Annotated in this window: 21 protein-coding genes and 2 pseudogenes; 12 read left to right on the forward strand and 11 right to left on the reverse strand. The window is 62.4% G+C overall.

All coding sequences use genetic code 11. The features are described from left to right. Nucleotides 1-3 precede the first annotated feature (3 nt). The 9 genes and pseudogenes from OO306_RS02200 (at nucleotide 4) to OO306_RS02240 (ending at nucleotide 8,631) form a co-directional block, all read left to right on the forward strand. Nucleotides 4-1,286, forward strand: a pseudogene (locus OO306_RS02200) (NTP/NDP exchange transporter). A 160-nt stretch (nucleotides 1,287-1,446) separates the two neighbouring features. Further along, nucleotides 1,447-1,629: a general stress protein gene (locus tag OO306_RS02205; RefSeq protein WP_033697949.1), complete on the forward strand. Its 183-nt coding sequence runs from the start codon at nucleotides 1,447-1,449 to the stop codon at nucleotides 1,627-1,629. Between the two features lie 67 nt (nucleotides 1,630-1,696). Continuing rightward, on the forward strand, nucleotides 1,697-3,031 hold the full coding sequence (locus tag OO306_RS02210; protein WP_265967539.1) for an iron-containing redox enzyme family protein: 1,335 nt from the start codon (nucleotides 1,697-1,699) through the stop codon (nucleotides 3,029-3,031). After that, nucleotides 3,031-3,984 (forward strand): class I SAM-dependent methyltransferase, encoded by a 954-nt coding sequence (locus OO306_RS02215; RefSeq protein ID WP_265967540.1) that lies wholly within the window; start codon nucleotides 3,031-3,033, stop codon nucleotides 3,982-3,984. The genes OO306_RS02210 and OO306_RS02215 overlap by 1 nt, the downstream gene beginning before the upstream one ends. Nucleotides 3,985-3,990: 6 nt before the next feature. After that, entirely contained in the window at nucleotides 3,991-5,142 is a 1,152-nt protein-coding gene (locus OO306_RS02220) for a carboxylate-amine ligase (RefSeq protein ID WP_265967541.1), read from the forward strand. A 46-nt stretch (nucleotides 5,143-5,188) separates the two neighbouring features. Beyond that, on the forward strand, nucleotides 5,189-5,770 hold the full coding sequence (locus OO306_RS02225; protein ID WP_027593205.1) for a nucleosidase: 582 nt from the start codon (nucleotides 5,189-5,191) through the stop codon (nucleotides 5,768-5,770). A 111-nt stretch (nucleotides 5,771-5,881) separates the two neighbouring features. Beyond that, nucleotides 5,882-6,724: a Ku protein gene (locus tag OO306_RS02230; RefSeq protein WP_265967542.1), complete on the forward strand. Its 843-nt coding sequence runs from the start codon at nucleotides 5,882-5,884 to the stop codon at nucleotides 6,722-6,724. A 388-nt stretch (nucleotides 6,725-7,112) separates the two neighbouring features. Further along, nucleotides 7,113-7,898 carry an RHS repeat-associated core domain-containing protein gene (locus OO306_RS02235; RefSeq protein ID WP_265967543.1) on the forward strand — a complete coding sequence of 262 codons (786 nt, stop codon included), beginning with the start codon at nucleotides 7,113-7,115 and terminating at the stop codon, nucleotides 7,896-7,898. 77 nt (nucleotides 7,899-7,975) lie between these two features. Continuing rightward, nucleotides 7,976-8,631: pseudogene (locus OO306_RS02240) on the forward strand (hypothetical protein). Nucleotides 8,632-8,902: 271 nt separating this feature from the next. On the opposite strand, the gene OO306_RS02245 reads toward OO306_RS02240, so the two are convergent. The 9 genes from OO306_RS02245 to araD1 all read right to left on the reverse strand — a co-directional run bounded on the left by OO306_RS02245 (nucleotide 8,903) and on the right by araD1 (nucleotide 20,155). Then, nucleotides 8,903-9,565, reverse strand: coding sequence for a glycosyltransferase family 2 protein (locus OO306_RS02245; RefSeq protein WP_265967544.1), 663 nt, complete (start codon nucleotides 9,563-9,565; stop codon nucleotides 8,903-8,905). Beyond that, the gene (locus OO306_RS02250; protein ID WP_265967545.1) at nucleotides 9,562-10,161 is read right to left on the reverse strand and encodes a bifunctional 2-polyprenyl-6-hydroxyphenol methylase/3-demethylubiquinol 3-O-methyltransferase UbiG; all 600 of its coding nucleotides are present in this window, start codon (nucleotides 10,159-10,161) and stop codon (nucleotides 9,562-9,564) included. The genes OO306_RS02245 and OO306_RS02250 overlap by 4 nt, the downstream gene beginning before the upstream one ends. An 11-nt stretch (nucleotides 10,162-10,172) precedes the next feature. Then, nucleotides 10,173-10,922, reverse strand: coding sequence for a PIG-L deacetylase family protein (locus tag OO306_RS02255; RefSeq protein WP_265967546.1), 750 nt, complete (start codon nucleotides 10,920-10,922; stop codon nucleotides 10,173-10,175). Next, entirely contained in the window at nucleotides 10,919-11,962 is a 1,044-nt protein-coding gene (locus OO306_RS02260; RefSeq protein WP_027593210.1) for an acyl-CoA dehydrogenase family protein, read from the reverse strand. The genes OO306_RS02255 and OO306_RS02260 overlap by 4 nt, the downstream gene beginning before the upstream one ends. Further along, complete coding sequence (gene ligD / locus OO306_RS02265; RefSeq protein WP_265967547.1) at nucleotides 11,962-14,454, reverse strand: DNA ligase D; 2,493 nt, start codon at nucleotides 14,452-14,454, stop codon at nucleotides 11,962-11,964. Before ligD ends, OO306_RS02260 begins: the two co-directional genes overlap by 1 nt. 115 nt (nucleotides 14,455-14,569) lie before the next feature. Next, complete coding sequence (locus OO306_RS02270; protein WP_265967548.1) at nucleotides 14,570-16,150, reverse strand: aldehyde dehydrogenase (NADP(+)); 1,581 nt, start codon at nucleotides 16,148-16,150, stop codon at nucleotides 14,570-14,572. A 44-nt stretch (nucleotides 16,151-16,194) separates the two neighbouring features. Next, on the reverse strand, nucleotides 16,195-17,748 hold the full coding sequence (locus tag OO306_RS02275; protein WP_265967549.1) for a UxaA family hydrolase: 1,554 nt from the start codon (nucleotides 17,746-17,748) through the stop codon (nucleotides 16,195-16,197). 27 nt (nucleotides 17,749-17,775) lie between these two features. Continuing rightward, entirely contained in the window at nucleotides 17,776-19,092 is a 1,317-nt protein-coding gene (locus OO306_RS02280) for an MFS transporter (protein WP_172960359.1), read from the reverse strand. 64 nt (nucleotides 19,093-19,156) lie between these two features. Beyond that, a complete protein-coding gene (gene araD1, locus OO306_RS02285; RefSeq protein ID WP_099429359.1) occupies nucleotides 19,157-20,155 on the reverse strand; it encodes an AraD1 family protein in 999 nt (332 codons plus the stop codon). A gap of 107 nt (nucleotides 20,156-20,262) precedes the next feature. Between araD1 and OO306_RS02290 the strand changes: the two genes are divergently transcribed. Beyond that, nucleotides 20,263-21,180, forward strand: a complete 918-nt coding sequence (locus tag OO306_RS02290; protein ID WP_099429358.1) for a LysR family transcriptional regulator — start codon at nucleotides 20,263-20,265, stop codon at nucleotides 21,178-21,180. A gap of 53 nt (nucleotides 21,181-21,233) precedes the next feature. Here OO306_RS02290 and OO306_RS02295 read toward each other — a convergent pair whose 3' ends face one another. Further along, nucleotides 21,234-22,064: an NAD(P)-dependent oxidoreductase gene (locus OO306_RS02295; RefSeq protein ID WP_265967550.1), complete on the reverse strand. Its 831-nt coding sequence runs from the start codon at nucleotides 22,062-22,064 to the stop codon at nucleotides 21,234-21,236. An 84-nt stretch (nucleotides 22,065-22,148) separates the two neighbouring features. After that, the gene (locus OO306_RS02300; protein ID WP_027593218.1) at nucleotides 22,149-22,874 is read right to left on the reverse strand and encodes an oligogalacturonate-specific porin KdgM family protein; all 726 of its coding nucleotides are present in this window, start codon (nucleotides 22,872-22,874) and stop codon (nucleotides 22,149-22,151) included. A gap of 359 nt (nucleotides 22,875-23,233) precedes the next feature. On the opposite strand from OO306_RS02300, the gene OO306_RS02305 reads away from it, so the two are divergent. Continuing rightward, entirely contained in the window at nucleotides 23,234-24,388 is a 1,155-nt protein-coding gene (locus tag OO306_RS02305) for a mandelate racemase family protein (RefSeq protein WP_085272840.1), read from the forward strand. Between the two features lie 69 nt (nucleotides 24,389-24,457). Then, entirely contained in the window at nucleotides 24,458-26,068 is a 1,611-nt protein-coding gene (locus tag OO306_RS02310; protein ID WP_027593220.1) for an ABC transporter substrate-binding protein, read from the forward strand. Nucleotides 26,069-26,122: the final 54 nt, after the last annotated feature.

Below are 26,122 nucleotides of genomic sequence, written 5' to 3' on the forward strand. Positions count from 1 at the left end.
ACCATGCAAGGCTGGCGGCGGCGTCTGGACCAAGGGCTGAACATTCAACCGGGCGAAGGGCCGGCGGTGGTTGCCGGCCTGTTGTTGTTCTACTTGCTGTTCACCGGCTACTTCATGCTGCGCCCGGTGCGCGAGACCATGGGTGTGGCCGGTGGCGTGGATAACCTGCAGTGGCTGTTCACCGGCACCTTCGTCGCCACCCTGGCATGCCTGCCGCTGTTCGGCTGGCTGGCATCCAAGGTGCGGCGGCGGCAAATCCTGCCCTGGACCTACGGGTTCTTCACCAGCAACCTGTTGCTGTTCGCGGTGCTGTTTGCCCGGGCCCCGGACGATGTATGGACTGCGCGCGCGTTCTATATCTGGCTGTCGGTGTTCAACTTGCTGACCATTTCGCTGGCCTGGAGCGTGCTTGCTGACCTGTTTGCCACCGAACAAGGCAAACGGTTGTTTGGCCTGCTGGCAGCGGGTGCCAGCCTGGGCGGCCTCTGCGGGCCGATCCTGGGTACCTTGCTGGTGGGCCCGCTGGGGCATGCAGGCCTGCTGGTACTGGCCGGGCTATGTTTGCTAGGCAGCACCGGCGCTGCCTTGTTTTTGCAGCGCTGGCGAGACCGTCATCCGCTGCCGGCCCATCTGCAGCGCTCGACGTCCAAGCCGTTGGGTGGCAACCCGTTCGCGGGGGCTACTGCCGTGCTGCGCGCTCCTTACCTGTTGGGCATCGCGCTGTTCGTGGTGCTGCTGGCCAGTGTCAGCACGTTCCTGTACTTCGAACAGGCGCGTATCGTCAGCGAGACTTTCACCGACCGCACCCGGCAAACCCAAGTGTTCGGCCTGATCGACACCGTGGTCCAGGCCTTGGCGATACTTACGCAGGTGTTTCTGACCGGGCGCCTGGCGCGAAGGATGGGCGTGGGCGTATTGCTGGTGGCGGTGCCGTTGATCATGGCCGCAGGCTTTGTCTGGCTGGCAGTTGCCCCGGTGTTCGCCGCCTTCGTGGTGGTGATGGTGGTGCGCCGGGCCGGTGAATATGCGCTGGTCCGGCCAGGGCGGGAGATGCTCTTCACCGTTTTGTCGGCAGAAGACAAGTACAAAGCCAAGAACTTCATCGACACCGTGGTCACCGCGGCGGTGACGCCCTCAGCGGCTGGCTCAAGAGGGCACTGGATGTGATCGCGGAGCACCCGCAGTTGGCGATGCTGATTGGCGCGGCGATCGCGTTGGGCTGGGCCGGCACCGGCGCCTGGCTGGGTCGCCGCCAGGCGCGGCTCGATGCACCCGATGCCGAGTGAGGCGGGCGGTCGCTTGGCGCACCAAATACGTAACCTTCCCTTATTTAACGCCACCGGTCCGAACGTGCGGCAATAAAACGAATCCCTCGATATCGCCGAACTCCGAAGCTATGTACGGCCCAGCGCCGTGCATCCTGAAGTCATACGAGGCTTGAAGACCATGGCTAACAAAGAGAACAGCCGCACCGGCACCCAAGGCAAGGAAGGCAGCCAAGGCGGCAGCAAGAACCCAGGCAACTTCGCCAACGACCGTGAAAAAGCGTCCGAAGCCGGGCGTAAAGGCGGCCAGTCTTCGGGGGGCAACATGCCTCACGACACCAGCCGCAAAGGCGGTCGTTCGTAACCGTCGTTTGTAACCGAGGGATCCGCAGTGCCAGGGCGACCTGGCACTGCATTCAGAGGCGCACGGCATGACGGTGATGACCTGCAAGACCGTTACTCATGAAAGGTCTATGACCGCAAGCCATAGCCTGCAGCACCGGTACCAGACCCTATTGCAAGGCCACGACGCCACCAGCGCTGCGTGGCTTAATGAACAGATCGCCCGCGTCGAGCAGTCCCCCGACGACCTGCCGGCCAACCCTTCACAGCTGCCTGCCTGGAGCGCGCAGCATGCCGCTGAGGTGGCCAAGGCCTATGCCGAATACCTCCAGCAGCGCCATCAAGGTGGGCCACGCCAGTTTTTCAGCAACCGCGCCCATGCGTTGTGGTTCCTCCAGCAAATTGCGCCGACCAAGGCCGTGGACGGGGCCTGGTTGCACGGCACGCTGCAGCATTGGCAAGACCCGCGTTACCACGGGCTGATCCGCACCTACCTGGAAGAGCTGGGCAATGGCGACCCACGCTGTAACCATGTGTTGATCTACCAACGGCTGCTCAGCCGCCTCGGCTGCCTGGAACTGCCGCCACTGGATCACGACCGTTATCTGCAAGGTGCCGTGCAACTGGCCTTGGGGCAGAACTGCGACGAATTTCTGCCCGAAGTGCTGGGCTACAACCTTGGCTACGAACAACCGCCGCTGCATTTGCTGATCACCACCTACGAGCTGGCGGAGCTGGGTATCGATGGCCACTACTTCCAGTTGCACGTGACCATCGACAACGCTGCCAGTGGTCACGCGCAGTTGTCTATCCAGGCGTTGCACCAACTGTGCCCCGCAGAAGACCCACAGGCGTTCTATCAGCGGGTGCGGCGGGGTTACCGCCTGAACGACCTGGGCATCGCGGCTGCCACCCTGGTCAGCCAGTTTGACCTTCAAGCGCAGCTGTTCGCGGCCTTGGAGTGCAAGCGCCAGTATGGTCAGTTCATGCACTCCGATCATTGCCGTTTGCAGCAACGCACCATCAATCAATGGCTAGCCGAGCCTGGGGCCATCCCGGCCTTTGTGAGTGCCCTGCAGGCCCAGGGCTGGATTCGCCGCGGCGAGGACCCGGCGAACAGCCGCTGGTGGAAGCTGATTGAAGGGCCAACGGCGGCCATGTTTGGGGTATTCACAGCGTACGAGAAGCAGTTATGGCATGACTGGATCGCTGACGATTGGCAGGCCACGACCCGCCGCGTCGTGCCTGGCAGTTGGGATACACCTTCAGCTTTGAGCGAAGTACCGATCGCCAGCATCGCCCCAGAAGGGCTTGCTACCCTTATGGAGCGGATCTCCGGTAACCGTCACGCGTTGCCGGAAGGTTTGCAGGCTACTCAAGCCTTCGCCCGCGCAACCGGCCTGATTCAAGAGGGATGCCATTGATGGTGCTCGACTCGGCTCAAGGCCAGGCAGATGAGGCCTTGCTGCAACTAGGCAAGCGCCTGCGAGCTGACGGCTACCGCTTCACCTGCGTCAGCCCGGCCACCCATGCCCGCAACAATGCCCGCGATGGCGCCAGGCATTCGACGAACGTGCGCGACGTATTCGGCTGGAGCCGCCCCTTCGCGCCTTCGCTGATGCCTGCTGACCTACTACACCAGCTGGAGTGCGCGCAGGTGCTGACGCGACGCGGCGAGCTGATGGCCAGCACGGTGCGCTGGTCAAGCCTGGACGACCTGCTGCTGGTCCATTCGGCTTACCCGACCCACGCCAGTGACGCAGTCTTCTTCGGCCCCGACAGTTACCGCTTTGCCCAGGTCATCCACGATCACCTGCAACACCGCTTGTCTCGGGTGGAGCATGCGGTCGACATCGGTTGCGGTACCGGCGTGGGCGCCTTGATCATCGCGCGCGCCGCCCAGCATGCGCAGGTCAGCGCGGTGGACATCAATCCGCTTGCGCTACGCTATACCGCCATCAATGCCGCATTGGCAGGTATCAACAACGTGTCGGTGGCCGCCGGTGACCTGCTCGATGGCATAACCGGGCCTTTCGACCTGATTGTCGCCAATCCCCCCTACATGCTCGACCTCAGCGCGCGCACCTACCGCCACGGCGGTGGGGCGCTGGGCGAAGCGTTGTCGCTGCGTATCGTCGAGCAGGCGCTGGAGCGCTTGAGTGCGCGGGGCACCTTGTTGCTCTACACCGGTGTTGCGATCGTCGAAGGCCGCGATGCCTTGCTTGAAGCTGTTCGTTTACGCCTGGCGGGCCCGGAGTGGTCTTGGGTCTACCGGGAAATCGACCCCGATGTGTTCGGCGAGCAACTGGCCGAGCCCGGGTATGAACACGTGGAGCGTATTGCCGCCGTAGCGCTCACTGTCACTCGCAACGGCTGAAGGCCTATGCCGCGGCCTTGCACGTTCGGCATCGAAGAGGAGTATTTGTTGGTGGACCTTGCCACCGGCAAAGTCCCAGCGTTGCCGGCGCCCAGCCTGGCAAGGCACTGCCGAGAGGCAGTGGGGCCGTACTTTGTGCAGGAGATGTTCCGCAGCCAGATAGAAGTCGCCTCGCCGGTGTTTTCGAACCTGTACGAGGCTCGGGAATTCTTCGTGCATGCGCGGCAGCGGCTGACCGACGTGCTGGCGGCGCAGGGTATGGGCCTGTATGGCGCAGCCAGCCACCCCAATGCACCTTGGTTACGGCATAAGCCGGCAGCCTCGGCACACTACCGTCAGCTGTTCGACGACTACCGGCATGTGGCACGGCGCAGCCTGCTCAACGGGTTGCACGTGCACGTAGGCGTACCGGCTGACTGCGATCGCATGCAACTGATCAATCGCCTGGTGCCCTGGTTGCCGTTGCTACTAGTGCTCAGCACATCGTCACCCTTATGGCTGGGCCAGGCGACCGGCTACATGAGCTACCGGCGGGTCATTTGTGGCGAGTGGCCGCACATGGGGCTGCCAGAGCCATTAGCTGATTGGCCCGCCTACGAGCGCTACCGAGCCTTGCTGCAAAGGACAGGCTCACTGGCAGAAAAGGGTGATTTCTGGTGGGCGATCAGGCCTTCGCAGCGCTTTCCGACAGTCGAGTTGCGTATCTGCGATGGTTGCCCTTGCCTTGAGGACGCATTGAGCATTGCCGGCGTCTTTCGCCACTTGGTCGAGCACAACCTGCAGCCAAGGCATGAACGTAGCCCCTTCAATCGCGAACTGCGCTGGGTCGCACAGGAAAACTACTGGCGAGCCATGCGCTATGGGCGCCATGGTCAATTCATCGGTGCCGATGCGCTGCAGCCGGTCACGGCGCAAGGCTGGCTTGGGCAGTTGCAGGGCCAGTTTCCGGTCGACACTGTCGACGCCGAACGCGCCTTCCAGCATGCCCACGGCATTCTGCGCGAGGGCACCAGCGCGGATCGGCAATTGCACTGCCTGGCGCGCGCCCACGCCGATGGGCAAAGCGCAGCACACGCTTTACAGGCCGTGGTCGAGCAGGTGGTGACGCAAGGAAACGCAGCATTGCCAACGGCTGGGGTTGCAATTACACAGGGTTGACCGAAAATGGCCGCGCCCTTTGCAGCCACTCGGAACGTCCTGCGCCATGATGCTGATCAAGCAATTTCCCCAGATCACCCCGACCGACACGCTTTTTGTCTTCGCCCTCGAGGCAGAGGCGGGCACTGTGTTTGCCGATGTGAACACCGTGTTCACCGGCATCGGCAAGGTCAATGCCGCCATCGCACTGACCAAGGCCATTGCCCAGCGCAAGCCCAAGTTGATCGTCAACCTGGGCTCTGCCGGCAGCCAGCGCTATGGCAAGGGCGAGGTGGTGTGCTGTACCCGTTTCGTGCAGCGCGACATGGACGTTACGCCATTGGGCTTCGCCCGCTACGAGACACCGCTGTCTGACATCCCAGTGCTGCTGGAACACGGCGAGGAAATCCCCGGGCTCGCCCTAGGCACCTGCGGCAGTGGTGACAGTTTCGAAGTCAGCCACGGCGAGGCACCTTACGATATCGTCGACATGGAAGCCTATGTGCTGGCCCTGATCGCGCGTGACGAAGGCATTCCGTTCGTCTGCCTCAAGTACATTTCAGACGATGCCGGCAGCGACGCGGCAGACGACTGGTCGGTGCAGGTGCACCTGGCCGCCGAAGCCTTCAAGCGTGTGCTGTTCAGCTAATCCAACGGCGCTGCCCGCCGCAGGGCAGCCTGACTAAACCTTCCCGGCGCGCCGCAGTCACTTCCAGTAGAAGCCCCGATAGACGCGGGGCCTGGCGGGAGGTGATTAACGATGGCTAGGGCAATCTGGAAAGGCGCGATCAGCTTTGGGCTGGTGCACATCCCTGTCTCGCTCAATACCGCTGTGCGCACCGAGCGGGTGGACTTCGACTGGCTCGACAAACGCAGCATGGAGCCGGTCGGGTACAAGCGGGTCAACAAGGTCACAGGCAAAGAAATCGACAAGGAGCACATCGTCAAAGGTGTGGAGTATGAAAAAGGCCGCTATGTGGTGATCAGCGAGGAGGAGATCCGCACAGCCCGGCCTGAAGCCACCCAGACCATAGATATTTTCTCGTTCGTCGACGCCAGCGAAATCCCCCTTCAGCACTTCGATACCCCGTATTACCTGGCCCCCGACCGCCGTGGCGGCAAGGTTTACGCGCTGCTGCGCGAAACCCTGGCGAGTACCGGCAAGGTGGCCTTGGCCACGGTGGTGTTGCATACCCGTCAGCACCTGACGCTGCTGCGCCCGCTGGACGATGCACTGGTGATGATCACCTTGCGCTGGCCAGAGGAAGTGCGAGGGCTGGAGACGCTGGAACTGGACAAGAGCGTGACCGACACCAAGGTAGACAAGCGTGAACTGGACATGGCCAAGCGGCTGGTGGAGGACATGAGCGGGCCGTGGCAGCCGGATGAATACCACGATGCGTTTCGCCAGACGATCATGGACCTGGTGGAAGAGAAGGCCAGTAAAGGCAAGATCAGCGTGGTCGAAAAGGGCGAGGGCGGCAGTGCGGAGAAAAGTGCCGACATCATCGACCTTACCGAGTTGCTCAAGCGCAGTTTGGGGGGCAAGGGTGGGGCTACTGGGAAGAAGAAACCTACCAAGGGGACCCGCAAGGTTTCTTGATCAGATCTTCCATCTGTTTAGCAGCTCTGTCGGAGCGGCCCCAGATTTTTGCCTAGGCTCTGTACAAAAAGCCTTTGATGCTTAAACGCTTGCAACCGCTGTACGCGCAACCCGAGCCTCTGCTGGCGCCGGGAAAAAAGGGGACCTGACGAGCCTGCCGATCACGCTCTAGGCCGCAGTTGCGGTGGCCAGACAATCATAGTGACGCGCTTCGACAAGCACGCGAAAAGTTACGCCGCCATATTCTAACTCCCGCTCACGGCCCGCTAGAAATGGAAAATATCTTCACGCAGAACCATCGCTGACTCGCACCTGATATATTTGCTAGTCGCATATTGTTGGTGAGTGGTTAAAATGAAGGCTCAAACCTTACAGCCAGGAACCACACATGGTTTTTTTATTAAGCTATCCCCCCTATGGATGGGGCGGATCTCGGCCTGAATCGTCCATGCTAAAGTTTAATGGAGAAATGCGGGATAAGTTGAATGACGGCTATCATTTAGGTAAAGGAAAAAGACTTTACTTGCCTACTATCATGCGATTTACATCGCCCGACGATTTTAGCCCATTTTTACGCGGCGGGATAAATTGCTATGCGTATTGCCTAGGAGATCCTGTGAACTATATGGATACCACAGGGAGGGTGCCAACGCTGCAAAACCTGGCGAAGCGTATATTAAAAGACAACCCGGAATTAATTCCAAGTGACTATTTTACGGTCAAGCAAAAATCTTCGTTTAGATTGGAACCGACACCTAGGGTTGAGGGTGGGCGTATGGAGTACCATCATAAGCTTATACAATATAAATCCGCAGATGAAGTATTAAAATCAAGCCCACATCTAAAGACCCACGTAAAATTCTACTCACGCATGGAAGCCATTTCGGGGCCTTGGATGCACCCTGAATCAGGCGCTATTTTATCAAAACATAAGGGAATAGCTACCCGTTTTGATGAGTTTCAGCGTACAGCTCAGCATCCTTCAGGCGAATATTTAGCGCATATACAAAAAGACAGCGTCCTGGTGCGTGTGCAAAGTGTACTTGAGCATGGGTTCAACAACAACTTAGAACTCGAGCCGGGCGATTCTAACAAGCTCATCAGATGGGCAAAATATTTGGATGAAACCAAGCCTAGCAACCCCACAAGGCCGAAGCGCGGGATTTCGATCTAGTGTGGTGTTTCAGAAGTATCATTGAAGATGTTGGTTATGCTCTATAGACGCTCACTCATCAAGAGTTGTGTATCGACATGGGCCGACCAGCAACCGTTATTACCCTTTCTGAAACCGAAAAAGCGGAGCTGTTATGTCGGTAAAGCTCCGCAAGGGCGCCCAAGATGCACGCCTGCGCGCCGAGATAATCCTTGTCTATGCGGAGGCGAATCAGGCAACGAGGGGATGTCGTGTCACGCTGGCGCCAACGCTATTGATCCGCTGTTTGTCGACAAGGTGCACGACATCGTTAGGTTGTACTTAAACCCGCCCGAGAGAGCGCTTGAGCTGTGCGTCGATGAGAAGAGTCAGATCCAAGCTTTGAACTGAAATTCGCCTCACTGGGTGTGGCAACCGGTGAAGTCATCGGCCGGCTGAAGCGCCAGCATCGATGCACCGAATTCCTCGCTTTCCTGAGGGAAATCGACGCATCAGTCTCTGCTGAGATGCCGATTCACCTGATCATGAACAGCTACGCAACACTCAAAACCGAAAATGCGGCGAGGCGCGCTACAACATCCATCTCACGCCGACTTCGGCGTCATGGATGAATCTGGTTGAGCGGTTTTTCTCAATGCTGAGCGGGAAGTGGATCAAGCGCCTGGCACATGTTAGCGTCAAGGATCTTGAGGCGTCGATCGAGTACTACATGGAAACCTACAACCAAAACCCGAAGCCATTTCGGTGGCATTAAAAGGCTGAGAACATCCTTGCCTCAGTCGCCCGTACGGCTCGGGCACTGGGCCAGTAATTTTCAGTGGTACTTCTGAAACACCACACTAGTTTTGTACGAAAAGTATGGTCATCCATCGTTGTGCGGGCTTGCCCCGCGATCTGCCGCAACGCGGCAGCAAAGCCTGAATTCGCGGCGACTTTGACGCTAGTCGATATCGGGTACAGGAGCGCTTCGCACTCCATCGCGGGGCAAGCCCGCTCCCACAAAAGGATCTCCATAAGCCGGCGATTCAGAACGGGGAGGCTTCAAGGCCTGCCAGAAAATCCCCAAATCCTTCCCGCGCGCGGCTGTCGCGTCGGCTGCTGGTCGCCACACTATGCCGTGCCGTCCAGGAGATCTGCGCACCGTGCGCCTCCAGGTCGCGCACCAGCTGTACATCTTCATGCGCCGGCAACGGCTGGAACCCCCCGATACGCAAATACGCCTGTGCACTGACCCCAAGGTTGGCGCCGTGGATATGCCGGTGCCCCTCTCGCGCCTGGTAATGGCTCAGGTACAACCGGCGCAGCGCGGCTTTCTGCCAGGGCTGCCAGCGCTCCACATGCACGGTGCCACAGACCACGTCCGCACCACACGCCAGTTGCGACAGCAACCAATGCGGCGGCACCTGGCTGTCGGCATCGGTACAGGCCAGCCAGCTGGCGCCCTGTTCGATCATCTGTGCCGCGCCGGCACTGCGCGCCATGCCAACATTGCCTGCGTGCACTTCCAGTGTCTGCACCTGGTGCCGCCTGGCAACCGCCGCACTACCATCGCTGCAGCGGTCCAGCACCACCAGTATTTCGACCCGATAGCCCGCCAACTCAGCCTGGTCTGCAGCCGCCCGCACGGACTTGAGGCAACGACCCAGGCGGCGCGCTTCGTTGTGGGCGGGTATGACCACGGCAATCATGGGCAGGTCTCGTCAAGGTCGACCACGCTGGGCTGGCAAGACCAGTACTCGAGCAGAAAGTCCGCTTCTTCATGGCGATAGACGGGGTACAGCGGCAGATGCTTGCCCAGCATGCGATGCACTTCACGCCCGTCCTGGGGGCAGCCCGCGATCGGGTGTTTCCAGTGGCAGGCCAGCAGGCCGCCGTCGTCGCTGAGGCTAGTGGCTGACTGTTCGATCACTTGCAACCAATCGGTGGTATCAAGGTAGTAACCCAGCTCACTCAGCACGATCAGGTCAAAGCGACCACCGGGCCAATCACCCGGAAGCCTGCCGAGTTCGACCGAGGCGTGGCTGACCCCGGCCAAGCGTTCCCGCGCGAGGCCTACGGCAGTTGGGTTCAAGTCCTGGCACAACAAGTCTGCACACCGCTCGGCCAGCAAGGCACTCAGCTCGCCATTGGCGCACGCAGGCTCGAACACGCGCTCATAGCATTGGCGGGGCAGGCTGGCCATGACCAGCTCGCGTTTGCGCTTTTCGTACCAGCGGGTGCGAAAGGCCCAAGGGTCTTCGCTGCTGGCGTACAGGTCGGCGAAATACTGTGCGTCGAGGCTCATGACAACTCCCTTTACAAGAACACCAATTCGAAAGGCTGTAGCAGGCACTCCTGCAAGTTCGCTGGCAGCACGGGCGGTTGGCCTTCATCTGGCTCGAGTTGGCTGATGTGCGCGGCCAAGGCCTTGCGCTTGCGGGCCAGGCGGGTTTCATCCAGCTGCACGCGATGAGCCCGTGGCCAGGGCAGGCGAGGGTCGTCAGGTTGCGCCCAGTGCCAGGCCCAGACCGGCACCTCCACCAATTGCACCTTGCGCGCCATTGCCGCTTGCGCGGCGGCCCTACCCACCGCCTCGTGGTCGCAGTGGCCGTCGTTGCGCCAGGTCGCCATCAGCACGTCGTCAGGCTTGAGCAACTGGCTCAGGTGGTTGACCAGAAAGGCCTCGTCCCGCGGCAGCGCGCCGTCCTTCAGGTGCAACCTGCGCCAGTCCAGCCGGTTGAGGTCAAGTTCGAGCTGTTGCAGGGCGTGGCGGCTCTCCAGCGGCCGCTGCCTGCGCAAGCGGTGCTCGGTCCAGTGGCTGGAGCCTGGATGGCTGCCCTCGCCATCGGTAGCGGAGACCAACACCAGGTCGTCCTCGCGCCCATGAAAGCCTGCCAGCAAACCACCCGCCATGAGAATTTCGTCATCCGGGTGCGGGGCGATCAGTACAAGCCGGCGGCCAGGCGGGCACAGTTGCTCTGGGTCGATCCAGGTGGCCCTGGCCAGGTGCGCGGCGTGCTGCCAGGCCGACCAGGGGGTACCGCTACTCGACTCGATCAAATTCATAGTTGCCAGGCTCCTGCCGGCAGGGTAGCCAGCTGCTGTCCGAGGGCGGCCAGGTCACGCTCGGCGTGGCTCTGGCGCAGGAACACCGGCAAGTCGGCACTCAACCGGGCAAAGTGGCTGCTGCGGCAAAACGGCGAGGCGCCCAAGGCGCGCCCCACGTGATGGATGACGTGCTCGACGGCCTGCTCGACCTGTGCGCGGGTACGCCGCACCTCGAAACAGGCGTCTGCGCCCGGCTGGCGGTCGATCCAGCCCGCACACTCGCGCAGCGCCGCCCTGGCACCGCACAAGGCGGCGTCCACAGCCCCCAAGTGCGCGTCGGCGTGCGGGTCTGGCCGCGGGTTGCGACAGTGTTCGCGCAGGTAGTCCGCCAGGGCCTCGGCGCCGCCGTACCAGCACGCCGCGATACCCCCGCCACCGTGCCAAAAGCCGGGTCTGGAGAGGTACTGCCCGGGCCTGCCGATGGCGATACCAGGCGTATGGTTGAACTCGACTTCGACGCTCGCGGTAATGGCCATGCCGACCGCCTGCCACTGTTCGATACGCAAGCCTTGGCTGGGGTGGGACAGCTCTATGGCCACCAGCTGCGGTTGGTCGTCTTCGCCCCATGCCGTGATCAGTGCGCGGTCAATTTGCAAGGCGCCCGAGCACCACGCCTTGCGGCCCGAAAGCCGCACCTGCTCGCCCTGGCGCTCGACGATACGTGCGCGGGCATCTGGCGGTTCCGCCGCCCATACACCCCAAATGCCATCCTGCGCATGGTGCGCGGCGCCACATTCGGCCAGGATCGCCAAGGCATCGGTATGGCCTTCGTAGAGCTTGGCCAAGGCCATGTCACAGCCAGCAATGCGGGCCAGGCTCTGCCAGCGGCGCAGCGTGTTGCCCTGGCCGGGCAGGGGCAGCAGGTCAAGGTGGTCGGCCTGCAGCGCCTGCATCAGCGCTGGCAGTTGGGTATCGAGGTTCAGCGCCTGCGGCCTTTCGGTGAAGGTGCGCAACAGGCGGTCGAGGGTGTTCAAATCAAAGTCCTGAATGATGCTCATCAGCCCAGCCCTAGCTGTTTGCGCATGCGCGCAGTGATCGATTGACGGGTCTTGCCCATGTCGGCCCAGGGGTCGTCCACCTCGGCCAGGCGCTCGTGCAGGTTGCCGATGTGCCATTGATTGGCACCCTTGAGCCCGGCCAGCTCTTCACGCCAGATCGGCACGGACACCGGCAGGCCCTCCCGCGCACGCAAGGAGTAGGCACAGGCGGTGGTGGCGCCTTTGCCATTGCGCAGATAGTCGATGAAAATCCGCCCGACCCGGTTTTTCGGCCCCGACACGGCGCTGAGGCGATCGGGGAACAGGTTGGCCAGGTAGTCGACGATCGCATGGCTGAAGTCCTTCACCTCGTCCCAGCCCGCTTTTCGGGTCAGCGGCACGACAATGTGAATGCCCTTGCCACCACTGGTCTTCAGAAACACCTTCAGGCCAAGTTCGTCGAGCAGGGTCAAGGTCAGCTGCGTGGCCTCCAGCATGGCCTTCCAGGGCAGCGCCGGGTCCGGGTCCAGGTCGAGCACGAAGCGGTCCGGTTTGTCGAAGTCCTTGTCGGTGGCGTTCCAGGTGTGCAGTTCGAGCATGTTCATCTGCACCGCGCCCAGCAGGGTATCGGCGCGGTTGATGACCATGGCGGCCTGGCCGGCCTGTTTCTTGTCGTAGCTGACCACGTTGGGGATGTGCAGTTGGCCAGCGTTTTTCTGGAAGAACAACTCGCCACCGAGGCCATCGGGCGCGCGTACCAGCGCCACGGGGCGGTTTTTAAGCTGGGGCAGGATCCATTGGCTCACCTGCGCATAGTATTCGGCGACTTGGCGTTTGGTGGTGGCGCGGGTGGCGTCGATGACGCGGTCAGGGTGAGTCAGGCGCAGTTCGCCCAACGCCTCGGGCTTGTGCTGAGCCTTGGTTTTAGCCACGGACTTGCCAGGCATGGCGTGCTCCAGGTCGATCGCGGTCGCGGGTTTGTCATCACGCAGGCCGTGGAACACCGCATGGCGCACCACGCCGTCTCGGGTCATCTGTGCGTAGGCGACTTCGGCCAGCAACGCCGGCTTAAGCCAGTGCACGCCCCGGGCTTCGGCGCCGGTCGGCGGTTTGCTCAGCATCGGCTTGGGGGTTTCCAACGGTTTGAGCCGCGCATGAATGGTTTCCAGGGTGGCAGCACTGAACCCTGTACCGACTTTGCCGGCATAGCGCAGCGCGCCGCTGTCGTCGTGCACGGCCAGCAGCAAGGCGCCAAAAGCGCTGCGGCTGCCCTTGGGGTCGGTGTAGCCGACAATCACGAACTCCTGGCGTTGCTGGCACTTGAGCTTGACCCAGTCGGCGCTGCGGCGCCCGGTGTAAGGGCTGTCGGCGCGCTTGCCGATCAGGCCTTCCAGGTTCATGCGGCAGGCGCTGTCGAGCAGGGAGTCGACCGGCTGATCGAAACCTTCGGAAAACCTCAGCCACTGCGAGTCGGCCTGTTCAAGCAATTGCTGCAGGGTTTTGCGCCGCGCTTGCAGCGGTAACTGGCGTAGGTCCTCGCCGCCCAGGAAGGGCAGGTCGAACAGGTAATAGAGGATGTGCTGGTCGTCCTCCACGTCAAAGGCGTTCTGCAGGGCCTGGAAGTCGGCCACGCCGTGTTCGTCATTGACCACCATTTCGCCGTCCAACCAGGCCGAGTCGAGGCCCAGCGTGCGTAGTGCATCTCGCTGATGGGGCAGCTTGGCGGTCCAATCGTGGCCATTGCGGGTAAAAAGACGCACGTCATCGCCGTCGATGCGCGCGAGAATCCGGTAGCCATCGAACTTGACCTCGTACAACCAGTCGCCGGCGGGTGGCGAGTCGACCAGGGTCGCAAGTTGCGGTTGCAGTGTGTCGGGTAACGGGGCCTTCTGTGCGCCTGCCTTGCGTTTGCGGGTACGCGGCGCCGCTTTTTCGGCAGGCTTGCTACGCCTGGGGACCAGGGTGCGCTCGCTGAGCACGCTGTCGGGCTGGGCCTCGACGATGCTGTAATCGGCCTCGCTACGGGCTTCGCCATCGTGCGACTTGACCAGCATCCATTGCTCTTTTTTGCCCGCCAGGTGGGTGCGGAACAGGTTCCAGACGCCGTTGAGCTTCTCGCCTTGCAGGCGAAAGCGCAGCTTGCCCTTGGCGTAGGCCTGCTGCGCATCACCTTCAGGCTCCCAGATGCCACGGTCCCAGACGATCACATCGCCCGCGCCGTAATGACCTTCGGGGATATTGCCCTCGAAATCGGCGTAGTCCAGCGGGTGATCTTCGACGTGCACGGCCAAGCGCCGCACCTTCGGGTCCAGCGACGGGCCCTTGGGGATGGCCCAGCTCTTGAGCGTGCCGTCGAGCTCCAGGCGGAAGTCGTAGTGCAGGTGGCTGGCGTCGTGCTTCTGGATGCAGAACTGCAGGGCATGAGGCTTCCGGCCCCGGCCATGTTTACCGCTCGGCTCGGGCGAGGCATTGAAGTCACGTTTGCGCTGGTATTCCTGCAGGGGCTTTGCCATGGCGGGGTCCTGAAGAATCGCGGGGGCTCTTCAGGTGGGAGAGGGTGCGGTGAGGGGAGTTCAAAATTTCCCCCCGTCGAGCGCCTGACGGCTCGACGGGGGGCACAAGGCCCCTCTAGCAGCTTGAGCGGCTACCCTCACCATCAATCAAGCGCCAGATACCCAGTGGATTGGCGTTCTGCAACGCAGGGGGCAGCATCGCATCAGGGTAGTTCTGGAAGCACACTGGCCGCAGGAAGCGATCGATCGCCAGCGACCCCACCGAGGTGCCGCGGGCGTCCGAGGTGGCAGGGTATGGGCCGCCGTGGACCATCGCATCGCACACCTCGACGCCGGTGGGGTAGCCGTTGAACAACACGCGGCCCACCTTTTCCTGGAGCAATTCACTCAACCAGCTGAAGCCTGTCAGTTCTGCTGCTTCGCCAATGACCGTGGCGGTCAGTTGCCCGCGCAGGGCTTGCACGGCGGCGCTGAGTTGCGCCTGATCTTCAACTTCAATGACCAGGGTCGTGGGCCCGAACACTTCTTCCTGCAGCAGCGGGTCGCCGTTCAGCAGCAGGCTGACATCGGCCTTGAACAGTTGCGGCTGCGCCTGCCGCTCGCCTTGCTCGGCGCCGGCCAGGTGGGTGATGCCGGGGTGCGCGTGCAAGTGTTGTAGGCCCTGGCGGTAGCTGGCCAGGGTGCCGGCGTTGAGCATGGTCTGGGCGCCTTGCTCGGCCATATGTGCTTGCAGGTGCTCGACAAAATGGCTGAATGCAGCAGAGCGCATGCCCAGCACCAAGCCTGGGTTGGTGCAGAACTGGCCACAGCCCAGGGTCACGGACGCGGCGAGCTCGCGGGCCAGTGCAGCGCCTCGCTGAGCCAGCGCTTCAGGCAGCAGGATCACCGGGTTGATGCTGGACATCTCGGCAAACACCGGGATCGGTTGTGCCCGCTCCGCAGCCATGCGCATCAGCGCGTTACCGCCCTTGAGCGAGCCGGTGAAACCGACGGCCTGGATGGCCGGGTGCTTGACCAGCCACTCGCCGACGCCCGCACCGTAGACCATGTTGAAGACGCCCGCCGGCATGCCACTGCGCGTCGCAGCGCGCAAGATGGCATCCGCTACACCTTCAGCGGTGGCCATGTGGCCGCTGTGCGCCTTGAACACCACCGGGCAGCCGGCGGCCAGGGCCGATGCGGTATCGCCGCCTGCGGTCGAGAACGCCAGCGGGAAGTTGCTGGCCCCGAACACGGCAACCGGGCCCACCCCGATACGGTACTGGCGTATGTCCGGGCGCGGCAGCGGCTGGCGCTGCGCCTGCGCGCGGTCAATGCGGGCGCCGTAAAAATCACCCCGGCGCAGCACCGTGGCGAACAGGCGCATCTGGCCGCTGGTGCGGGCACGTTCCCCCTGGATTCGGCCGGCGGGCAGGGCCGTTTCCCGGCATACCGTGGCGATGAAGGCGTCACCCAGTGCATCGAGTTCGTCGGCAATCGCCTCCAGAAACACTGCACGTTGCTCGGCCGGCAGGTTGCGGTAGGCCGGGAAGGCCGCGGCAGCAGCCGTTGCGGCCGCATCCACTTCAGCTTCGGTGGCTTGGCTGAATGCGCCGGGCAGCGCTTCGCCAGTGCTGGCATCTAGGCTCTTGAGCAGCGTATTGCCTTGCGCCGAGCGCTGGCCGCCGATGTAATTGTGACCAAGGATCTGGGTCATGAGGGCTCCGATAAACGTTGAGGCAGGTACATCAAGGCAAGCAGTCAGGTAATGGCGCCGATCTGCCACGGCACGAACTCGTTCTGCCCGTAGCCATGCTGTTCGCTCTTGCTGCGCTCCCCCGATGCGATGCGCAGCATCATCTGGTAGATGTGCTCGCCGCGCTCTTCGATGGTCATGCTGCCGTCGGCAATGCCGCCGCAGTTGACGTCCATGTCGTCTTCCTGTGTTTCCCACAGGCGCGTGTTGGTCGCCAGCTTGATGGACGGCGAGGGCGCACAGCCGTAGGCGGAACCGCGGCCGGTGGTGAAAGCGATCAAGTTGGCCCCCCCGGCGACTTGGCCAGTGGCCGAAATCGGGTCATAACCGGGGGTGTCCATGAACACCAGGCCATGGGCGCGCACCGGCTCTGCGTATTCGTACACATCCACCAGGTCACTGGAGCCGGCCTTGGCGACCGCACCCAGTGATTTTTCCAGGATGGTGGTCAAGCCACCGGCCTTGTTCCCGGCAGAGGGGTTGTTGTTCAGCTCGGCGCCCATGCGCTGGCAATAGGCTTCCCACCACTGGATGCGGGCGATCAGCTTTTCACCAACCTGCTGGCTTACGGCGCGGCGCGTCAGCAGGTGCTCGGCACCGTAGATTTCGGGTGTTTCCGACAGGATTGCGGTACCGCCTGCGGCTACCAGCCGGTCCACGGCATTGCCCAGCGCAGGGTTGGCGGTGATGCCCGAGTAGCCGTCCGAACCCCCGCATTGAAGGCCCACGGTAAGGTGGCGCACGCTGACTGGCTGGCGCTCGACCTGGTTGGCTTCGGCGAGCAACGCCTTGACCTGGGCAATGCCGCTGGCGATGGTCTTGCTGGTGCCACCGGTGCCTTGGATGGTGAAGGTGCGCAGGGTGTGACTGCTTTCCAACCCTTGGGCGGCGAGCAGCTCAGGGATCTGGTTGGTTTCGCAACCCAGGCCGATTAGCAGCACCGAGGCGAAGTTGGCATGCACGGCATAGCCGCCCAAGGTCCGGCGCAGCATGGCCAAAGCCTCGCCAGAGGGGTCGACGGCGCAACCGACGCCGTGGGTCAGGGCCACCACGCCGTCGACGTTCGGGTACGGCGCCAACGCTTCGGGGTGAATGTCACGGCGAAAATGGTCGGCGATTGCCCGGGCCACGGTGGCCGAGCAGTTCACCGAAGTGAGGATGCCGACATAGTTGCGCGTGGCGACCCGGCCATCGGCCCGGACGATCCCCCTGAAGGTGTCGTCGTTGGGCGCCTGCGCGCCACGGGCATCGACGCCAAAGGCGTAGTCACGGGCAAAGTCACCCATTGCCAGGTTATGCACGTGCACATGCTCGCCTGCGGTGATGGCCTGGCTGGCGAAGCCGATGATCTGCCCGTAGCGGCGCAGCGGCTGGCCGGCCGCAATGTCGCGCGCCGCCACCTTGTGCCCGGCAGGGATTGGCTGGCGAACGGTGATGCCCTCGTCCAGCAGCAACCCTTCGGGCAGGGCCTGGCGGGCGATGAGCACGTCGTCGAGCGGGTTGAGACGGATCACGGCGTGGGCAGCGCGTTCACTGCCTGTTGTTGTAATGAGTTGCATGACAGTTACCTCAATAGGGCGCGTGGCTCAGGCCAGCCCGCGCTCGCGATAGTCGATCAGGCCAGAGAACAGCATCAGGCCGAAGGCCATGACCACGAAGAAGATCAGGGCCAAGAAGTACGAACCGGTGAACTGCACGATCAGGCCGATCAGGATCGGTACCAGCACGCCAACCATGTTGCCGCAGAAGTTCATGCTGCCGCCCAGAACGCCGGCTTTGGATTTACCGCCGAGAATGGCCGGCAGGCACCAGTACATGCCGCACCAGCGGATGAAGAACAGCGCCACGCACAGCAGGGCGATCACCCGTGCAGCATCGGGGGTGTAGGCCACCAGCAGGATGCACAGCGCGGCGACGGCAGCGGAGCCTGCGAACATGCTGCGCATGACCGTGTTCGGCTGGCCGCCATTGGCTTTCCACTTGTCCGAGATCCAGCCGCCCACCAGCTCGCCGACAAAACCGCACATGAAGATCAGGAAGGTCGCGCCACCCATGGCCTTGATGTCCAGGTTGTGGGCTTGGTGCAGGTAGCTTGGCATCCAGGTCAGCAGGCCATAGAACACGCTGTTGTAGCAGGCGTAGCCGGCGAACATGCACAGCACCGAGCGGCTTTTCAGCAGCTCTTTGAGTACCGCCTTGCGGTTGCCGTTGGCCTGGGTCGCGGCGTCGTTGGCTTGGGTGATGTAGGCCAGTTCGGCGGCGTTGACCTGCGGGTGTTCGCTGGGGTGGTTGCGGATGTACCACCAGGCCCAGATGCCTGCCGCCACAGTGCCGACACCGGCGATGATGAAGGCGATGCGCCAGGAGTCGAACCAGGTGATCAGCCCGGCGATGATGATCGCGCCAAACGCTGTGCCCAGCGGCGCGCCGCCGTCGACCAGGGTGGCGCCGCGGCCACGTTCGTTGGGGGTCAACCAAGCGCCGTTGAGTTTGGCGCCCGCCGGCATGATCGGCGACTCGGCCACGCCCAGGCCAATGCGGGTGACCAGCAGGGTAATCCAGTTGTGGGCAAAGCCGCCCAGCGCCTGGAAGGCGCCCCAGCCGATGGTGGCGACACCAATGATGTTGCGCACCTGGAAGCGGTCGAGCAGCACACCGGCCGGGATCTGCATCAGGGCGTAGGACCAGAAGAACGCGCTGAGGATCAACCCTTCAAGTGCTGGGGTGAGTTCGAACTCGGCAGAAATCAAGGGCAGGGCCACCGACAGCGACGCCCGGTCGATGTAGTTGATCGCTGCCAGCAACAGCAGGATCAAGAAGATCCGCCAGCGCACGGTGGTCGGCTTGGCGGTGTCTGTGCTGGCCGTGGCGGCTGTGGCCGCCGGGTAAGGGGTGTGTTTCATGCTCATCTCACTGTTGTGATTGTTATGAAATGCCGCGGCGGCGCGGCCCTGCGCCGCCGTCGGTTCAGAGCGTCTTCACCTCGCCAGGTGAGATGGCCGAAGGCGTCCCGGCAATGCCATTGCACAAAGGGGCGCCGAAATCAGGCAGGCTGATCTCGAACACATCGCCCTCGGCGGGCTTGATCTGGTCGGCGAACGACAAGGTCGCCGTGCCGAAGAAGTGCACGTGCACATCGCCTGGGCGCAGGAACTGGGCGTACTTGAAGTGGTGATACTCCAGGTTGTCCAGCGAGTGGCACATGTTGTCCTCACCGCTGAGGAAGGCCTTTTCCCAGATCACCTGGTCGCCGCGACGAATCCGGCTGATGCCATCGAGGTGGCGCGGCAGCTCACCGACCCGCAGTTCAGGGCCAAAGGCGCAACTGCGCAATTTGGAGTGAGCCAGGTACAGGTAGTTGCGTCGTTCCATCACATGGTCGGAAAACTCGTTACCGATGGCAAAACCCAGGCGGTAGGGCTGGCCATCATCGCCGATCACATACAGGCCGGCCAGCTCGGGCTCTTCACCGGCATCTTCGGCAAAGGCCGGGCGCTGCAAGGCCTGGCCAGGGCGGACCACAATGGAGCCGTCGCCCTTGTAGAACCACTCCGGTTGTACACCTGCGGTGCCCGGTGCCGGGCGGCCACCTTCGATGCCCCACTGGAAGATCCGCGCGGTGTCGGTCAACGCCGCCGCATCGTCGATTTTTTGCTGGTGCATCTTGTCGCGGGTGGCAGCACTGCCTAGGTGGGTCAGGCCGGTGCCGCTGATCAGGCAATGGGCTGGGTCTTCGTGGTCCAGCGGGGGCAGTACGCGGCAGTCGCTCAGGGCCTGGCTGTAACTGTGTTGCGTGCTGTCCAGGCCGCGTTCGAGCACTTCTGCGGCCAGGCTGGTGTGGTTGCGGATCGCGGCCAAGGCCAGCTCACGCATGGAGTGGGTATCACGCACGACCTGGATCAGGTCGCCTTCGACCACGCCGACGTGGCGTTGGCCGGGTGCGGTTTCAAATTGGATCAGGCGCATGCGGGTTCCTGTGTTGTTCTTGTTGAAGATGCAGGTCACTTTAATTTTCCCCGCCGTTGCTGCCTAATGAGACCTGCTGACCCCGTGATAACTTTAAGTGATCCCCTATGCTGCCACCCCTGAGTTCCATGGCCTCGCGCCTTCGCCTGCGCCAGTTGCGGTTATTGATCAGCCTGGATGAGCTGGGCTCGATTCATAAAGCGGCCGAGGCTATGTCGATCACCCAACCGGGGGCGACAAAAGCCCTCAACGAGATTGAATCGACCCTGGGCGCGGTGCTGTTCGAGCGCACCAGCAAGGGCCTCGAGGCCAATGACCTGGGCCGTTGCGTGCTGCGCTACGCGCGCCTGATCAGTAACGACCTGGCACACCTGCGTGAAGAGATGCTGGGTATTCTGCAGGGCCATGGGGGTCGTTTGTCGGTCGGCACGATTATGGGGGCGGTGCCGATATTGGTGGAGGGGTTGGCGCGCTTGCGTGAAAGCCAGCCAGACCTGTCGGTGTCGGTAGTTGAGGACACCAGCGACCGCCTGCTCAACCTGCTCGACCAGGGCCGCCTGGACGTGGTGATCTGCCGGACCAGTGTCAGCCCGCGGCCCGCCGCCTACGACAGTGTGCCGAAACACCAGGAGCAATTGGTGCTGGTGGCCAACCCTGCACACGCCCTGGCCGGCAGCGAGACCTTGAACCTTGCGCAGTTGGCCAGTTCACGCTGGGTGGTATTCCCAGTCAACATGCCCATGCGCTTGACGTTGGAGCGCGAATTCCGCGAAGCGGGCCTGAGCTTTCCGCAATACCCGATTGAAACGTCCTCGACCTTCACCACGTTGTCGATGCTGCTGCAGGACCCGGGCTTGCTCGCTGTGATGCCGTGGGATGTGGCCAAGGTCGCACTGGACCATGGCATGCTGGTGCGCCTGCCGCTGCAACTGAAGTCGCGCAGCGAGCCGTACGAAGTGGTCACGCGCAAGGGCGTGGAGTTGAGCCGGCCTGCACAGATGCTGGTGAGCATTCTGATGGCCTGAGCCCGCTGCACCGCTCGGGTGCAAGGGGCTTTAAAGGGTGGCAGACCGCGGGGTCAGTCGCCGAATGGGCCGGCGACGGTGAAGGCGCCACCTTGCAGGTGCGCGCTGGCATCGTCAGTAGTAGGTTTTGGCTGTTGCTCGAGTTTCGCGCGAAAGCGCTCCGAGCTGTCCTGCGGATTGAAGCCCAAGTGCGCCGCATAGCGGTTGTCCCACCACAGCTCGCGGTTGGCCGACACGCCATAAACCACGGTGTGGCCAACGTTTTCAGCGAGCAAGGCCCGTTCTACCAGGTGTGAAAGGTCTGCATAGCTCAGCCAGGTCGAGAGCATGCGCATGTTGCGCGGTTCTGGGAATGACGAGCCGATGCGCAAGCTCACGGTCTCGATGCCGTAACGGTGGAAATAGAAGGTGGCGAGGTCTTCGCCATACGATTTCGACAACCCGTAATAACAGTCTGGGCGACGCACAGACTGTGCATCCACCTGCTCGTCTTGCGGATAAAACCCAGTGACGTGGTTGGAGCTGGCGAACACCACCCGTGGGATCCCGTGCTTGCGTGCCGCTTCATAGATATGAAAAGTGCCGCGGATATTGGCGTCGAGAATCTCTTCGAACGCACGCTCCGTGGAAATCCCACCCAAGTGGACGATGGCATCCACGCCTTGGGCAAGCGCCAGTACACCGGCCTTGTCCGCAAGGTTGCAACTGATCACTTCTTCATGTGCGCCCGCTGCGGGCGCCATCGCATTGATATCGGAAGCCCGTACGACGTTGGCGTGCGCCTGCAGGGCTTCGCGCAGGATCTGCCCGAGCCCGCCGGCGGCGCCGGTCAGCAGCAGGCGGTTGAACGGTTTGCCCGGGGTGGGCGAGGAGGGTGTGGTCATGGCGAGCGCCTTGGCGTGAGGGGTGGTTGGGGGGTAGTTGGGCGACAACGCCGGGCCACCTGGCAGGCACCCGGCAGCGCGGCATTACATGAAGTTGTACTGGATGCCCAGGCGCCAGCGGGCCTGGCGGTCGTCGGTGTAGGCGTTGACCTTGATGTCACCCACTTCCATGAACGGCGCCCACTGCTTGTTGAGCTTGTACTTGACGATCAGGTTCTGCTCGTAGTCGCTCTTCTTGTTGTCGTAGCGGATGTAGTCGGTGTCGAAATAAATGTACTGGTACTCGAAGGCCCACGGCCCTTTCGGGGTGTAGCCGAGCCAGCCTTCGAGCCGAGTGGTGTTCTGGTTGTCCTTGGCGCGGTCTGCCTTGGAGTGGTCGATCTGGTCGCGGTCGAGGTTGCGCGCGTCGTGCCGCACACGGGTGGCGACGTACCAGGTGTCGCTGATCTTGTAGTTGTACTTCAAACCGAACTTGTAGGTGGTGGCGTCCTTGGAACTGTCCATCTGGAACGCGGGGGTGAGGGTCGACTTGGGACTCAGCTTGTAGTTGTAGTCCACGGTGAACTCATGGCCGTTGTTGACCATGTTGTCGTACGCCACGTCCTCGCGGTCGCCGGCGGTCTTGTACTTGATCTCGGCGGCGAAGCCCAGGCCAGTGTCCATCCGGTAGTTCAGCTTGATCCGGTCGGAATGGATGCTGTCGTCTTCGGTGTAGCCGTGGCGGTAGTTGATGCTGGCCGAGTCTGCGCAGGCATAAAACGACAGGCCGAGTGTACTGACAGCAATGAGATTGCGGAGTGTGGTGTTCATTCGATCTTCTTTTCTTGTTTTTGTTGAGGTCGTTTTGAAGCGGGTGGTCACGATCGGATGCGGTAGGGGCAGGGCGCCGCGATCAGATGCGGCAAAGTTATCGTACAACATTTCGGTTGTCTACGATTTCTTCAGTGGTTGTCGGATGACCTTTCGGATCGCCTTTGAAATGCCTGATATAGAGGCTTTAGTGCAACCATTGGAATGCGATCGGCATCCCAAAAGAGGTAAAAAAGCATACGTAAAAGCCATTTTTGAAAGTTTTTAAGGGGTGCTTTTCAAAAGTTGTATGATGACGTAGGATGACCTCCAGAGCGTGACTCACCCGCCACAAATCCAATAAGAAGGCTCAGACGTCCATGATCATCACTGCTGTAAACGTCCAGGTTTTTTCCTACCCCACGCGCCGTGCTGTCGACAGCGCCGGCCATGCCCACCCCGGTGACGTAACCCAGGCCAAGATGGCGCTGCTGCGCATCACCACCGAATGCGGTAACGAAGGCTATGCACTGGGTGCCCCTGAACTGATCCGCCCCTACGTGCTCGACGGTTTCGTGCGCAAGGTGCTGGTCGGCGCAAACGCCTTCGACCGCGAGAAGATCTGGCACGACCTCGCCCACTGGCAGCGCGGCAGTGCCAGCCAGTTGACCGATCGCGCCCTGGCGTTGGTCGAGCAGGCCTTGTGGGACTGGGCCGGGCGCAAGCTCAATGTGCCGGTGCACAAGTTGATTGGTGGCTACCGCGACAAGGTGCCTGCGTACGGCTCGACCATGTGTGGCGATGAGCTTGAAGGTGGCCTGTCGACCCCTGAGGAATACGGGCGCTTTGCCGAAACCCTGGTCAAGCGCGGCTATAAAGCGATCAAGCTGCACACCTGGATGCCGCCTGTGTCGTTCGCGCCCAGCGTGAGCATGGATATCAAGGCCTGCGCCGCGGTGCGCGAGGCAGTCGGCCCGGACATCGCCCTGATGATCGACGGCTACCACTGGTACAGCCGCACCGACGCCCTGACCATCGGCCGTGCCCTGGAAAAGCTCGACTTCGCCTGGTTCGAAGAGCCGATGATGGAAGACTCCGCCGAATCCTATGCCTGGCTGTCCAGCCAGTTGGACATCCCGGTACTGGGCCCGGAAAGCCTGGGTGGCAAGCACCTGAGCCGGGCCAGCTGGGTCAAGAACGATGTGTGTGACATCCTGCGTGCCGGGGTTGCCGGGGTCGGTGGCATCGCCCCATGCCTGAAGGTGGCGCACATGGCCGAGTCATTTGGCATGGATTGCGAGATCCACGGCAACGGCGCAGCCAACCTGGCCGTGGTCGGGGCGATCAAGAACTGCACCTGGTACGAGCGCGGCCTGCTGCACCCGTTCCTCGATTACGACGAAGTACCGGCCTACCTCAAGCGCCTGGTCGACCCGATGGACAAGGACGGCTTCGTGCACCTGTCGGACCTGCCGGGCCTGGGTGAAGAGATCGATTTCGACTACGTCGAGACCCACACGCTGCAACGCTTCTGATTCGTGCATGGCGGCACGCGCCCTCGCGTGCCGCCCGAGAGTCCAATAACTATAAAAAGGCAATCTCACATGAGCGTTCTCCCCACATTCTGGGCAGGGGTCCTTGCTGCATCGCTGGCAATGACCTCGGTACCTGCTGCTTTCGCCAAGACGCCGGCCGACCAGTTGATCGTCGGCATGAGCATGATCAACCTGTTGTCCCTCGACCCAGCCGGTGCCACCGGGCTGGACGTTTCCGAGGTCAACGCCAACCTGTACGACATGCTGCTGGTGCAGGACGCGCAGCAACCGGACCAACTGGTGCCGGCGCTGGCGCAAAGCTGGCAGGTCAGCGATGACCGCAAGACCCTCACCTTCAAGTTGCGCGAAGGCGTGAAGTTCCAGTCCGGCAACGCGTTCAGCGCCGAGGACGTCGCCTGGTCACTGCAGCGCATCCTCAAGCTCAACCTGGCCCTGGCCTCGACCTGGAAGGCCTACGGCTTCACGGCGGGCAACGTCGCCCAATACATGCGCGCCAGCGATGAACACACCTTTGTCCTCGAACTGCCGCGGCCGACCGACCCGCTGTTGGTGCTGAACACCCTGGCGACCTCGCCCAGCGCGTTCATCCTCGACCGCAAGGTCGTTCAGCAGCACCAGAAGGGCGACGACATGGGCGCCGCCTGGCTGACCACCCATGCCGCTGGCAGCGGCCCATTCATCCTCAACGACTGGCGTGCCAACGACGTGATCCTGATGAGCCGTTTCGACGGCTATTGGGGTGGCCCGGCCAAGCTCAAGCGCATCGTCATGCGCAACATGACCGAATCGCAGTCGTTGCGGCTGATGGTGGAACGCGGCGACCTGGACCTGGCCAAGGGCATGTCCGCCCCGGACATCGAAGCGCTGGAGAAGTCCGACAAGGTGCGCACCGAGACCGTGCAGCGCGGCACGCTCTACTACGTGGCGCTGAGCGTCAAACAAAAACCCTACGACGACGCCCGCGTGCGCAAGGCCGTGCGTTCGCTGATCGACTATCAGGGCATCAACCAGACCGTCATGCCGCATTACGGCCAGCTCAATCAGCGCCCGCTGCCACTAGGCCTGCCGGCACGCCTGGACGACCCTGGCTATAGCCTGAACGTGGCCGAAGCGAAAAAACTGCTGGCAGAAGCCGGTTACCCCAATGGTTTCAAGACCACCATCCGCGTGCTCACCGAACCCCCGTTCATCAACATTGCCTCCAGCCTGCAGGCCACCCTGGCCCAGGCCGGCATCCAGGCCACCATCGTCACCGGCACCGGCAACCAGATCTACGGCGCCATGCGCGAACGCAGCTTCGACATCCTGGTGGGCCGCGGCGGCGGCGGTGCCGAGCGGCATCCGCATTCCAGCTTGCGCACCCTGGTGTACAACCCGGACAACCGTGACGAAGCCAAGCTGAGCAACTTCCAGGGCTGGCGCACGTCGTTCTACAGCCCTGAGTTGAACACCCTCATCGAGCAGGCCGAAGTGGAACCGGACAAGGCGCGGCAGTTGGCCCAGTACCAGCAGATCCAGACGTCCCTGGACGCCCAGGTGGGCGCGATTCTGCCGGTGTCGCAGATGACCGACACCGTGGTGCTGTACCACGACGTGCAGAACTATCAGGCCCACAGCGCGGCCACCACCCGTTACAAAGACGTCTACAAGTCGCGATGAGCGGGACGGGGGCGCCCGCGCCCCTTACGCCTCGGTGTTTGCTGAACGCTTTTT

The sequence above is a fragment of the Pseudomonas sp. DCB_AW genome, assembly GCF_026240895.1.
In the GTDB taxonomy this organism is placed as follows: Bacteria; Pseudomonadota; Gammaproteobacteria; order Pseudomonadales; family Pseudomonadaceae; genus Aquipseudomonas; species Aquipseudomonas kermanshahensis.